Source organism: Pedococcus bigeumensis (assembly GCF_039531795.1).
GTDB lineage: Bacteria > Actinomycetota > Actinomycetes > Actinomycetales > Dermatophilaceae > Pedococcus > Pedococcus bigeumensis.
The window spans coordinates 93,292-105,521 of record NZ_BAAAQS010000003.1; the positions used below are offsets into that span (position 1 = coordinate 93,292).

The 12,230-nt window shown below is 71.4% G+C and carries 12 protein-coding genes; 8 read left to right on the forward strand and 4 right to left on the reverse strand.

Annotated elements, in window-relative coordinates; all coding sequences use genetic code 11:
* Positions 1–15: 15 nt before the first annotated feature.
* Complete coding sequence (locus tag ABD262_RS11025) at positions 16–1,140, reverse strand: alkaline phosphatase family protein (RefSeq protein WP_344135609.1); 1,125 nt, start codon at positions 1,138–1,140, stop codon at positions 16–18.
* 341 nt (positions 1,141–1,481) lie between these two features.
* Here ABD262_RS11025 and ABD262_RS11030 point away from each other — a divergent pair, with 341 nt between their 5' ends.
* Positions 1,482–1,652, forward strand: a complete 171-nt coding sequence (locus tag ABD262_RS11030; protein ID WP_344135612.1) for a hypothetical protein — start codon at positions 1,482–1,484, stop codon at positions 1,650–1,652.
* A gap of 180 nt (positions 1,653–1,832) precedes the next feature.
* Here the strand turns inward: ABD262_RS11030 and ABD262_RS11035 are convergent, their stop codons facing one another.
* The 3 genes from ABD262_RS11035 to ABD262_RS11045 all read right to left on the reverse strand — a co-directional run bounded on the left by ABD262_RS11035 (position 1,833) and on the right by ABD262_RS11045 (position 5,159).
* Positions 1,833–2,783, reverse strand: coding sequence for an ATPase, T2SS/T4P/T4SS family (locus ABD262_RS11035; protein ID WP_344135615.1), 951 nt, complete (start codon positions 2,781–2,783; stop codon positions 1,833–1,835).
* Positions 2,780–3,502 (reverse strand): CpaE-like family protein, encoded by a 723-nt coding sequence (locus tag ABD262_RS11040; protein WP_344135617.1) that lies wholly within the window; start codon positions 3,500–3,502, stop codon positions 2,780–2,782. Before ABD262_RS11040 ends, ABD262_RS11035 begins: the two co-directional genes overlap by 4 nt.
* 814 nt (positions 3,503–4,316) lie before the next feature.
* Positions 4,317–5,159, reverse strand: coding sequence for a Fic family protein (locus ABD262_RS11045; protein WP_344135620.1), 843 nt, complete (start codon positions 5,157–5,159; stop codon positions 4,317–4,319).
* A 24-nt stretch (positions 5,160–5,183) separates the two neighbouring features.
* On the opposite strand from ABD262_RS11045, the gene ABD262_RS11050 reads away from it, so the two are divergent.
* The 7 genes from ABD262_RS11050 to ABD262_RS11080 all read left to right on the forward strand — a co-directional run bounded on the left by ABD262_RS11050 (position 5,184) and on the right by ABD262_RS11080 (position 12,210).
* Entirely contained in the window at positions 5,184–6,386 is a 1,203-nt protein-coding gene (locus ABD262_RS11050) for a sensor histidine kinase (RefSeq protein WP_344135623.1), read from the forward strand.
* Between the two features lie 10 nt (positions 6,387–6,396).
* Entirely contained in the window at positions 6,397–7,215 is an 819-nt protein-coding gene (locus tag ABD262_RS11055) for a LytR/AlgR family response regulator transcription factor (RefSeq protein WP_344135627.1), read from the forward strand.
* 51 nt (positions 7,216–7,266) lie between these two features.
* Positions 7,267–7,683, forward strand: coding sequence for a hypothetical protein (locus tag ABD262_RS11060; RefSeq protein ID WP_344135630.1), 417 nt, complete (start codon positions 7,267–7,269; stop codon positions 7,681–7,683).
* Positions 7,680–9,203, forward strand: coding sequence for a sodium/solute symporter (locus ABD262_RS11065; protein ID WP_344135632.1), 1,524 nt, complete (start codon positions 7,680–7,682; stop codon positions 9,201–9,203). The genes ABD262_RS11060 and ABD262_RS11065 overlap by 4 nt, the downstream gene beginning before the upstream one ends.
* A gap of 198 nt (positions 9,204–9,401) precedes the next feature.
* Entirely contained in the window at positions 9,402–9,734 is a 333-nt protein-coding gene (locus tag ABD262_RS11070; RefSeq protein ID WP_344135635.1) for a DUF485 domain-containing protein, read from the forward strand.
* Complete coding sequence (locus tag ABD262_RS11075; protein ID WP_344135637.1) at positions 9,731–11,365, forward strand: solute symporter family protein; 1,635 nt, start codon at positions 9,731–9,733, stop codon at positions 11,363–11,365. Before ABD262_RS11070 ends, ABD262_RS11075 begins: the two co-directional genes overlap by 4 nt.
* 284 nt (positions 11,366–11,649) lie before the next feature.
* The gene (locus ABD262_RS11080; RefSeq protein ID WP_344135640.1) at positions 11,650–12,210 is read left to right on the forward strand and encodes an AMIN-like domain-containing (lipo)protein; all 561 of its coding nucleotides are present in this window, start codon (positions 11,650–11,652) and stop codon (positions 12,208–12,210) included.
* Positions 12,211–12,230: the final 20 nt, after the last annotated feature.

A 12,230-nucleotide genomic window follows, 5' to 3' on the forward strand; every position in this document is an offset into this window, starting at 1 on the left:
TGTGAGGGAGGGTCATCACAGGCTCCATCCGTGGGCGTTGGCGAGGTTCTTCAGGGCGTTCCAGTCCTCGTAGTCGGCAAAGCCGGCCGGCGGGCACGGGGCGCCAACGAATGGTGGGACCGCATACCGGGGCACCTTCGTGTTCGGGGCAGTGGTGAAGTCGAGGACCTCGGCAAGGTTGCGCGCGGCCGCGTCGCGCGGCGTCAGCGCGGGCAGGTTCCAGCGCCACTCGATCATCTTCAGCACGGACGTGTGGTCGTACACGTTCTTCGCCACGTACCCGCGCCGGGCCAGCGGCGAGACGACCAGGCACGGGACACGGAACCCGCGCATACCCCACTCCGGGTGCACATCGGGCGCGGTCGTCGGGGCGACATGGTCGTAGAAGCCGCCCCACTCGTCGTAGTTGACGACCAGCACGGTCTTGTCCCAGCCGGGGCCGGAGGTGACGGCGTCGTACACCTGGTCCAGGAAGTACTGCCCGGCCCGGATGTCCGCGTGGGGGTGGTCGTCGGCGCTGGAACCGGTGCCCTCGTCAAGGAACTTCGGGTCGACGAAGCTCACCGCGGGAAGCGTGCCGGCCTTCGCGTCGGCGAGGAACTGGGGGTAGGGCTTGGAGATGTCGAGGTACTTGCTGCCCCACAGCGCGGTGAACGGGGTGTCGTAGAAGTAGTACGTGCCCTTCACGCCGGCGGCCGCCAGCCGGTCCCAGATCGTCGGCATCGTCGCGATGTCGGTCGAGTTGTGGATGCGGTCGGTCTGCGCCGCGTGCTGGTAGAACCGGTTCGGATACGTCTCGGCCAGGATGGCGGAGAAACAGTTGTCGCACACCGTCCAGTCACGCGCTGCCTTGCCGTAGAAGGCCAGGTCGGCGTCGGTGTAGTACCCGATGGCGAAGGTGTCGTTGTCGCCCGCCTTGAGCCAGCCGTCGCAGCGGCCGTCGTTGTACTCCACGCGACCACCCTCGAACGAGTGGTCCGGGTCCGGGTGCGCGCACCCCTGGTAGTCCTTCAGGTGATGGGTGCCGTGGGGCACGCCATACCGGTCGATGTACGTGAGCCCGGCCTGCTTGCCACGCGCGCCGGGCAGCCAGCCCAGGTAGTGGTCGAAGGACCGGTTCTCCATCATGACGACGACCACGTGCTCAATGCCGCTCGCGGTCGGGTTCGGCAGGGTCGTGCTGGCTGCGGCTGCGGGCGAGCTCTCCGGAAGGCCAAGGGCGGCTCCGCCCACAACAGCGCCGGCGCCAGCGAGAAGATGTCTGCGTGTGAGGGTCATGTCCTGCCAACGCACGCAGGGCGCATGGCGTCACGGCCCTCCGGTCGTGTTCACCACACGTTCACCCAGGCCACACCCGCGCTCCTACCCAGCCACGCGGGTGCTGGACAAGCACGGCGCTGGTGACCCGACCGTGGCGTCAGCGACCGGTTCATGCCTTGGCATCTGGACCGCAAGCTCGCCCGCGGAGCATCCTTGACGCCATGAGGTGGTGGGCCCTGTTGGGGTGGTTCGCGGTCGTGGTCGGCGTGACCGGGTTCGTCGCTGGGTTACGAACCAGCCGTCACAACGACGAGCTCGGACGCGGCATGCTCATCTGGGCCGGACTCGCATGGGTCGGCGTCGCCGTACTGGTCGGCACAGAGGTGACCTGAGCGCAGCGCCGGAGTGGACCCCTACGCCACGGAGCCAACCACAGGAGCGGTCACAGTTCGGCGGCCCTGGCAAACGAGAAGACCCACAGCCGCTTCGCGAGCTCCCACCGCTCATCGGGACAAATGACTGGCCCCACCGAGCGTTCGCACCGCCCACTACGCCTGCCGACCCAGGGCCGCCTAGGCCCACCAGTGTCCCGACCAGAATGTCCGCCCGGAGCAGTGTCCTGGCCAGAACCAGAGTGGCCAGCGCACCGCAACGACCTCCCTATGGGGATGCGCAGTGCCAGTGTCCTGCACAGACCCCCCGGGCGATCTCACGGACACTGCGCTCAGAACTCGCAGCACCTCACCGACCACGAGGCGATCGGGCCTCATCCGGAGCGCCTGCCGGACGAGGTCGACCAGCCCGACCGCACCCTGGCCCTCGACGTTGGCGCCGCGGCCCTGCAGGCGGACCACGTGGGGATGGGCGATGGCGAGCTCACGCACGTCCTCCACGACGACGATGCGCTCGCCGGCCACCACCTCGGAGAGCATCGCCGCGAGGAGCGTCGTCTTGCCGGAGCCGGTGCCACCGGTGACCACGAACGAGCGGCGTCGCCGCACGAGCGCGCGCAGCAGCTCCTCGACCCGTGGCTCGAACATGCCCCGGGAACGCAGCCCGGCCAGGCCGGAACCGACGGCCCGCGGCACCCGGAGGCTCACGTGGGCGCCGCCGTCGACCAGCGGCGGGAGGATGGCGTGGAGCCGGATCCCTCCCGGGAGGAGCCCGTCCACCCAGGCCTGGCTCTCGTCGAGCCGTCGGCCGGCCAGGGCGGCCAGCCGGACCGCCAGCCGACGCGCCTCGGTCGGGTCGAGGGCCGGCCCACCCGGCAGCAGCGCGCCCTCGCCACGGTCCACCCACACGGACCCGTCGCCGTTCACCAGGACATCGGTCACCCGCGGGTCGTCGACACACGCCTCGAGCGGGCCCAGCCCGAGCACCTCCGAGGCAAGGAGGGCGCGTGCGGACTCCACGCCGGCATCGCCGAGCCGTGCGGCATCAGCACCGGCGATCTCCCGCACCGCCCCCGGGCCGGGCCCCTCGCCCCGCCGGATCCGGTCGGCGATGAGCGCATCGCGTCTCACTGGCGCGCCGGGGTCGTCGGTGCGGATGGTGTCGGTGCTGATGGCGTTGGTGCGGACAGCAGCGCGTCGACCAGCGCGGCCAGGACGCCGGAGCCACGACTTCCCGGCGGCCGCCCGTGGTCGGCGTCGACGGGGACCCGCGGGTCGTCGCGCAGTGTGCCGGCCAGCGGCAGGTCGAGGTGCGCGGCCACCTCTTCCGGGGTCAGCGCGTCTCCCCGGTGGCTGCGCAGGACGAGGGCAGTCGGGACAGCGAGGTCGTGGAGCCGCTCCGCAACGCCCGCGCCGTCGGCCAGCTGGCGTGCGGTCGACCCGACCACGAGCAGGAGGTCGGTGCACTCCGGCCCCCACCAGGACGAGCAGCCCAGATCGACGACGGTCAGCCCGCAGACCAGGGCCAGCCCGGCCAACACCGCACGCACGACCTCGTCGGGAGGCGCGGGCCCTCGTCCCGCCAGGACCCGGCTCGGCCCCTCAGCCGGCAGCTCCCGCAGGAGCGCTGCACCGTCGATGCGGCCCTCGGCCCCAGCCAGGTCGGCCCAGCGCAGCCCCGCGACGTGCTCGACGCACGCGGTGACGTCGAGGGCGCCACCGCCCGGCGCCCCGTCGACCGCGACCGTCGCACCCACCCGCCCGGCGGCCCGCACCGCCAGGGCGACCGCGAGGGTCGACACCCCCAGGCCGCCCGACGCCCCCATCACTCCCAGCACCCGATGGTCCATGCCGTCAAGCCTGTGCCGCGCGGAAGCAGGAGGCGAGGCCATGGGAGCCGAGCTGTGGACTGAACCAGCGGACCCGCTCGACTGTGGACCGAGCTTGCGACGTCGGCGCCACCGACCGTGTACGACGGGCTGGTCGTGGCCGTGCTGGTGGGGACGCCGGGGTACTACGCGTTCCTGGACGACCTGCCGACCTGAGCGTCGTCGGCGCCAGGTCGGCGCTCGCACGGCCCGCCGGGCACCTGGCTGGAGAAAGGGGACGGCCCCGGTCGGGGGGACAACCGGGGCCGTCGACGCGCCAAGCTCCGGGGGGGAGGAGCCGGTGCGCCGATCCGCTCTACCCACGAGGGGGAGCGGACGCCTTCATCGTGGACCATTTACCCTTCAACCGCAACTCGTTCGTGAGGCGTTTCGCCCACGAGATTCGAGTTCCTCAAGGGACACCAGCGCCCATTGCGGACAAACCGCCGTGACAGGGGGATGGCACCCCGCGGTGCGGGGTGCCATCGGCCGTGATCCGGCTCGGGTTACCAGGCGTGCATTCTGTAGTTGTCGCACCGGGACAAGCCCGTCACGATCGGTCCACCAGTGGACTGCCCGCGCGTGGGTGCCCGATGGGGTCACGGCGGCCGTCGGACTCTCGTACGTCGACTTGCCTCCATGTGTACCCCCGCGCGGACGCAAATGAAACCCTTGACATCCGGGCGAAGCAGGAAACCTCATACGGCCGGGCGAGGCCCGAAACCACATACGGCCGGGCGAGGCCCGAAACCCTGTACGGCCGGCTGAGCGGGAAGCCGCTGCGGCCCGTCGAGGGTCAGGTCAGGCGGCCGGCGCGCACGGCGTCGCAGATCTGGACCCCTTGGGCTGCCCCCGCGACCACCGCGTCGGCACAGTGCCCGATCCACAGCCCGAGCCCCTCCGGGGTGCCCGTCCCGTATGCCGCGAGCGCGCCGAGGTAGGCCGGCCCCCCTTGGGTGGCCTGCCCGGCCTCGGTGACCACGACGCCGGTCGGGTCGAGCCCGGTGGCCTGCACCAGCGCCCGCTCGACCGCGCGAGCGACGACTCCGTTGGCGCGGACGAAGGGCCTGGCCGTCGCGATCTCGGCATGCGCCACGGCAGCCACGACGAGGGCGGGGACCGGCGAGCCCGCTGTCATCACGGCGACGAGGAGGTCGAGCCGCTCCCTGAGGGCGTCCGCGAGCGGGGCAGCACCGAGGTCGCGGAACTCGGCACTGGTCTCGGCGGCCAGCCTGGGCCGCCCGACCTGCTCGGCGGGCAGCAGCTCCGCAGCGGCGGCGACGTGCAGGCGGGCCAGGGCCTGCAAAGGCGCCTTCGTGACCAGACCCCTGACGTGCTCGCTCTCGGCCGTGGCGGTCACGGCTCCCCGCGCGACGAGCTCGACGGGGTCGGGGTCCAGCGGCCACTGCGCAGCACCCCGCATCACGTCGCGCACCAGGTCGAGCGGCACCGTCGCCCCCTCGAGGGCGGCGCTCGCCTGCGCCCCACGCACCCGCGACTCGGCGGACGCCTCGGGGATCCGGCGCCGCAGGGCTTCGTGCCAGCGCAGCTGCTCGCACGCGTCGCGGGCGGCCGCGATTCGCTCGGGGACGCCCGGCAGCTCGGCAAGGGCGCTCAGTGAAGCGATGACGTCGACCACGCAGTGCAGCCTAGAGTTCGCCGTGTGTCGGGCAGCTTCCACCTCCCCACCGCGATCCTGGTCGCGGGAGCGATGGGGTTGCTCTACGCCCTGGTCCGGCTGGTCAGTCACAGTCGCAGCGCCTCGCGCGGCTTCGTGTCCGAGGTGGACCAGGCCACCCACGCCACCCTCCACACTGCGTCGCTGGCGGCTCGCCACCTGCAGGACGGGCTGACCCAGGAGGGCACCACCCGTGCCGCCAGGCACCTGCGTGAGCTGCTCGGCTCGTCAGCGGTGGCAGTCTGCGACGCCGCTGGGCTGCTCGCGTGGGACGGTGCGGCCGACCACCACGCGGCGGGTGCGGCAGGTCATGCGCAGGAGGTGCTGGGCACGGGACGGACCATCGTCCTGCGCGCCGGCCAGGTCCAGTGCCCGGACCCGGACTGCCCGGTCCGGTCGGCGGTGATCGCCCCGGTGGTCACCGACGGCCGCGTGGTCGCGGCGCTCGCGGCATACGGGCCCAACGCATCGGCGGGGCTCGCCCGGGCGACGGAGGAGGTGGCCGGCTGGATGGCCACGCAGGCCGAGCTCGCCGACCTCGGTCACCAGCGCACGCGCACGATGGAGGCCGAGCTGCGCGCCCTGCGGGCGCAGATCAGTCCCCACTTCATCTACAACTCCCTGGCAGCCATCGCCTCGTTCGTGCGCACCGACCCCGACCGGGCCCGCGAGCTGCTCCTGGAGTTCGCCGACTTCACCCGCTACGCGCTGCGCCGCGGCGGGGCCTTCACGACCCTGGCCGAGGAGCTCCGCAACGTCGAGCGCTACCTCGTGCTCGAGCAGGCGCGGTTCGGCGACCGGCTGCGGATCTCCCTGCTCATCGCGCCCGAGGTCCTGCCGGTCACGGTCCCCTACCTGGCCATCCAGCCCCTGGTCGAGAACGCCGTGCGACACGGCCTGGCGACCAAGGAGGGCGGTGGCCACGTGAGCATCACCGCCAGCGACGAGGGCGCCGAGGCTGTCATCACGGTCGAGGACGACGGGGTCGGCTCCGACCCCGTCGCGATCCGCACCGTCCTCGACGGCCATGCCGACGGCGACAACGTCGGTCTCGGCAACGTCGACGCCCGGCTCCGACAGGTCTACGGCGACGACTTCGGCCTCGTCGTCGAGACCGCCCCCGGGGCGGGCACCAAGGTCACCTTCCGGGTCCCCAAGTACGCCCCCGGCGTCCACGCGACGACGTAGTCTCTCCACCATGGCTGGCGCCCACTCCGGCGACCTGGAGCAACGCCGCCCGCAGGAAGCCACGGGCGGCTCCACGGGTGCGACCCTGCGTGCCCTCGTCGTGGACGACGAGGCACCGGCGCTCGAGGAGCTCAGCTGGCTCCTGCGCCAGGACGACCGGATCGCGGAGGTCGTGACCGCCTCGAGCGGAGCGGATGCGTTGCGGTCGCTCGACGCCGGCGACATCGACGTCGTCTTCTCCGACATCTCGATGCCCGGCCTCGACGGCATGGAGCTGGCGCGGGTGATCGCCCGGTTCGTGGAGCGGCCCCAGGTCGTGTTCGTGACCGCGCACGACCAGCACGCCGTCGACGCGTTCGCCGTGGATGCCACCGACTACGTGATGAAGCCGGTGCGCAAGGACCGTCTCTCCGAGGCGGTGCGCCGGGTCGTGGCTGCCGTGGAACCGGGCGGCGGCGCCGCGACGCAGGGGACGAGCGAGCCGGAGGACGAGACGATCCCCGTCGAGCTGGCCGGCGTCACGAGGTTCATCACGCGCAGCCAGGTGCGCTACGCGCAGGCCCAGGGCGACTACGCCCGCCTGCACACGTCCAGCGGCAGCCACTTGGTCCGAATCCCCCTGAGTGCACTCGAGGAGCGTTGGGCTGCAGCGGGGTTCGTGCGGATCCACCGGAGCACACTGGTATCGCTGCCGCACGTCAAGGAGGTGCGCATGGAGCACGGTCGGTGCAGCGTCGTGCTCGACGACGCCGAGCTCCAGGTGAGCCGGCGCCACACCCGTGAGCTGCGCGACCGCCTGCTGCGCGCGACCCTGCGTTCCTCGTCGTGAGCCCGTCGTCGTGCGGTGTCACCGTGAGGTTGTCACCGTGAGGCTGTCACCGTGAGCTCGGGCACCGGCCGACCCGTGGAGCCGCACGGACCGACGCCGTCGGCGCCGGCGCGGGTCCGGGTCACCAGCACCCGACGCGACGCCGCCACCCGACGCGACCTGCGCCCGCTCACCCGTGACATCGACGAGCAGAGCACGCTTGGCGAGGTCTACATGTCGGGGCTGATGTCCGCCCAGCTGCGGCTCGCCCTGCGCGTGCTCGCGTTCGGAGCGGTGGGCCTGGGCGGGCTGCCACTGCTCTTCCTCCTCGTGCCGGCCACCCGGACGATGGAGATCGGGCGCTTCCCCCTCCCGTGGATCGTGCTCGCCGTCGTCGTCTACCCGGTCGCCATCCTCGTGGCGCGCGTGTACGTCCGGGCCTCCGAGCGCATCGAGGCCGACTTCTCCGACGCGGTGCGCCGACGGTGAACCCGGCCTACGGTGTCGTCGCCATCGTCCTGGTCTGCACGGTGACCCTCGCGATCGGGGCCTTCGGGCTCCGGCTGTCACGGACGACCAGCGACTTCTACGTCGCCGGGCGCACCGTCACCCCCTACCGCAACGCCAGCGCCATCGGCGGCGAGTACCTCTCGGCCGCAAGCTTTCTCGGCATCGCCGGACTCGTCTACACCAACGGCCTCGACATGCTGTGGTTCCCGGTGGGCTACACCGTCGGCTACGTCGTCCTGCTCGTCCTGGTCGCCGCTCCGCTCCGGCGCTCCGGCGCCTACACCTTGCCCGACTTCGCGGAGGCGAGGCTCGAGAGCAACGTCATCCGGCGGCTCTGCTCGGTGCTCGTGGTCGGCATCGGCTGGCTCTACCTCCTCCCCCAGCTCCAGGGTGCTGGCCTGGCGCTCGGCACCGTCACCGGGGCCCCGACCTGGGTGGGTGGCCTCATCGTCGCGGTGGTGGTCGTCGCGAACGTCGCTGCCGGTGGGATGCGCTCGATCACCCTGGTGCAGGCCGTGCAGTACTGGGTCAAGCTCACCGCCATCGCCGTCCCAGCCTTCGTCCTGCTCGGCGCCTGGGTCGGCGACGGCGCCCCCGGGCCGGCCGCCGCCCAGGAGTCGAAGTGGGTCGAGCCACTGAACGGGCTTGCCGGACAAGGGCATCCGGTCTACGCCACCTACAGCCTCCTGCTGGCCCTCGGCCTCGGGACCATGGGCCTGCCCCACGTGCTGGTCCGCTTCTACACCAACCCCGACGGCAAGGCCGCGCGGCGGACGACCGTCACCGTCGTCGCCCTCCTCGGCGCGTTCTACCTCTTCCCGCCGCTGTACGGCGTGCTGGGTCGCGTCTACCTGCCCGACCTGGCCAGCGGCGCGGCCGACACGCTCGTGCTCAGGCTGCCGGGCGCCATGGTGCCCGACCGGCTCGGAGAGACGCTGTCGGCCGTGCTCGCCGGTGGCGCCTTCGCCGCCTTCCTGTCGACGGCCTCCGGCCTGACCATGTCGGTGGCGGGGGTCATCGACCAGGACCTGCTCCGTCGCAGGCTGGGCCGGATGACCGGCGACGACTTCACCGTCGCGCAGGGCTTCCGGCTCGCGACGGTGCTGTCCGTCATCGTGCCGTATGCCGCGTCGAGGGTCATCGAGCCCGTCGGGCTCGCGACGATGGTGAGTCTGGCGTTCGCCGTCGCCGCCTCGACCTTCTGCCCCCTCCTCGTGCTGGGGTCGTGGTGGCGTGGGCTGAGCACCGTCGGGGCTGCCGCCGGCCTCGTGGTCGGCGGCAGCCTCGCGGCGGCTGCCGTGGGCCTGACCATCTTCTCCGGGCCGATCCCGGGGTGGCCCGGGGCCCTGCTGGGTCAGCCGGCCGCGTGGACGATCCCCCTCGCGTTCGCCACCGCGGTGGTCGTGTCGCTCGCGACGCCGGGGCGGATCCCCAGGCACACCGCCCGCACCATGGTCCGGCTGCACACCCCCGAGGACCTCGCCCTCGACCGCGGCTGACTGGACCCCCTCGCCCGCCGGTGCGGGGCAGCCGCTGGGCGCGCCAGGACGACCGTTCGGCGCAACGGGCCGGTCCACCCGGCGACCGCACCCTTCCGCACGGCGCGTGACCACGCGGCATACCTGCTGCTCAGGGGGCTGCAGGAGCACAGTGGCGGCGACCGCGGGACAAGCCCGCGCCACCACTGGAGGTGTCCCGTGAGCAACGACGCTCGCACGGAGCACGACCCGTACGTCGCACTCCAAGACTCCGCGGACTTCGCGGATCTCAGGTCCAGGTTCCGCCGCTTCGTCTTCCCGATGACCGGGCTCTTCCTGGCCTGGTACTTCCTGTACGTGCTGCTGTCCGTCTACGCCTCGGACTTCATGAGCACCAAGGTGTTCGGGAACATCAACGTCGGCCTGCTGCTCGGGCTCGGCCAGTTCGTGTCGACCTTCGTCATCACGATCATCTACGTCCGGTGGGCCGACCGTGAGTTCGACCCCCGCGCAGCCGCACTCGCCACGACGATCGGGGAGGACCACCGATGAGCCTGCCCACGATCGCCCCCGCTGCGACCGAGGTCGGCAGCCCGGCGCTCAACATCAGCATCTTCGGCGTCTTCGTCCTCATCACCCTCGCGATCGTCATCCGCGCCTCCAGGAACAACCGCAGCGCAGCCGACTTCTACGCCGGTGGCCGGGCCTTCACCGGTCGCCAGAACGGCATCGCCATCGCGGGTGACTACCTCTCGGCCGCCAGCTTCCTCGGCATCGCCGGCGCCATCGCCCTCAACGGCTACGACGGCTTCCTCTACTCGATCGGGTTCCTCGTCGCGTGGCTGGTGGCCCTGCTCCTCGTCGCCGAGCTGCTGCGCAACGCAGGCAAGTACACGATGGCCGACGTCCTGTCGTTCCGGCTGAAGCAACGGCCGGTCCGCATGGCCGCCGCCATCTCGACCCTGGCGGTCTGCTTCTTCTACCTCCTCGCGCAGATGTCCGGGGCCGGTGGCCTCGTGGCCCTGCTGCTGGGGATCGACGACAAGGCGGGCCAGTCGGTGGTCATCGCCGTCGTCGGCGTCATCATGATCGCCTACGTGCTCATCGGTGGCATGAAGGGCACCACCTGGGTGCAGATCATCAAGGCCGTCCTGCTGATCCTCGGAGCCGGGGTGATGTTCCTCTGGGTGCTCGGCAAGTTCGGGCTCAACCTCAGCTCGCTGCTCGGTGACGCCGTCCAGGCCTCGGGTGGCAAGAAGGTGCTCGACCCCGGTCTGCAGTACGGCAAGACCGGCACCACGAAGATCGACTTCATCTCGCTGTCACTGGCCCTGGTGCTCGGGACCGCCGGCCTGCCGCACGTGCTGATGCGGTTCTACACGGTGCCCTCGTCGAGGGAGGCCCGGAAGTCGGTCGAGTGGGCCATCTGGCTGATCGGCATCTTCTACCTCTTCACCCTCGTCCTCGGGTACGGCGCCGCCGCCCTCGTCGGGCCGAAGGTCATCGCAGCGGCGCCGGGCAAGGCCAACTCCGCGGCGCCCCTGCTCGCCTACGAGCTCGGCGGTGAGCTGTTGCTCGGTGTCATCTCGGCAGTGGCGTTCGCGACGATCCTCGCGGTCGTGGCCGGCCTGACCATCACGGCGAGCGCCAGCCTGTCGCACGACATCTACAACTCGGTCATCAAGGAGGGCACCGCTTCGGCGGAGGACGAGGTCCGGGTCGCCCGCATCACCGCGGTCGTCATCGGCATCTTCGCCATCCTCGGTGGGATCCTCGCCAACGGGCAGAACATCGCGTTCCTCGTCGCCCTCGCCTTCGCCATCGCGGCGTCGGCGAACCTCCCGACGATCCTCTACTCGCTGTTCTGGAAGCGGTTCAACACCCGCGGTGCGCTGTGGTCCATCTACGGCGGTCTCATCACGGCCCTGACGTTGATCGTGTTCAGCCCGGTCGTGTCCGGCAAGCCGGTCGACCCGGTCACCGGCAAGTCGCTGTCGATGTTGCAGGGCACCGACTTCCACTGGTTCCCGCTGGACAACCCGGGCATCATCTCGATCCCGCTGGCCTTCGTCCTCGGCTGGCTGGGCACGGTGACGAGCAAGGAGTTCAACGCCGCCAAGTACGCCGAGATGGAGGTGCGCTCGCTGACTGGTCACGGGGCGGAGAAGGCGGTCGCACACTAGCGGCCACCGGGCCCACCCAGTCGGACCACCGGGCCCACCCAACCGGGTCCACCCTCTCCGGCCACCGGGCCCATCCACCGGCAGGGGCGAACAGACCCACGGTGCCGCGTCCCCTGCAGGGGGGCGCGGCATCGTGCCGTCCCGGGCCGCCGCCAAGGACAATTCGGTGTGCCGCAGACCTTCCGGCGAGATCCGACCTTTGTGGACGACACGGTCAGCGTGGGCGCCGTCGTCAACCCGGGCGTCGCGGTGCACGTCAGTGGGGTGTCCGGAAGGAGGACGCCATGAACATCACCCGCACCGCGATCACCCGATCGCTCCTCGTCGCGGTACTCGTGGGAGCCGTCCCGGCCACCACGGCCACCACGTCCGCGCAGGCCGCTCCCTACTGCGGCATCACCTGGGGTTCGCTCGCCAAGACGAGGGCACTGTCCCCGACAGGCACCGTGACGGGCGTCCGCTCGGGACGCCACGCCTGCTTCGACCGCCTGGTCATCGATCTCAAGGGGAGGTCACCCGGCTTCACCGTCAGGTACGTCAAGACGTTCACCAGCCAGGCGTCGGGTCGGCCGATAGCGCTGCGTGGCGGCGCCAAGCTGGCCGTCACGGTCGACGCGCCCGCCTACGACCCCGCCACGGGCGCGCCGACCTACACACCACGGAACCCCGTGGAGGTCGTCGACGTCACGGGCTACCGCACCTTCCGGCAGGTCAGGTGGGACAGCAGCTTCGAGGGCTACACGAGCATGGGCCTGGGCGTCCGGGCGCGACTGCCCTTCCGGGTCTTCACGATCCAGGACCGGACCACCAGCCGGCTCGTCATCGACGTGGCCCACCACTGGTGAGCGGCGCCGGGTGAACGGTC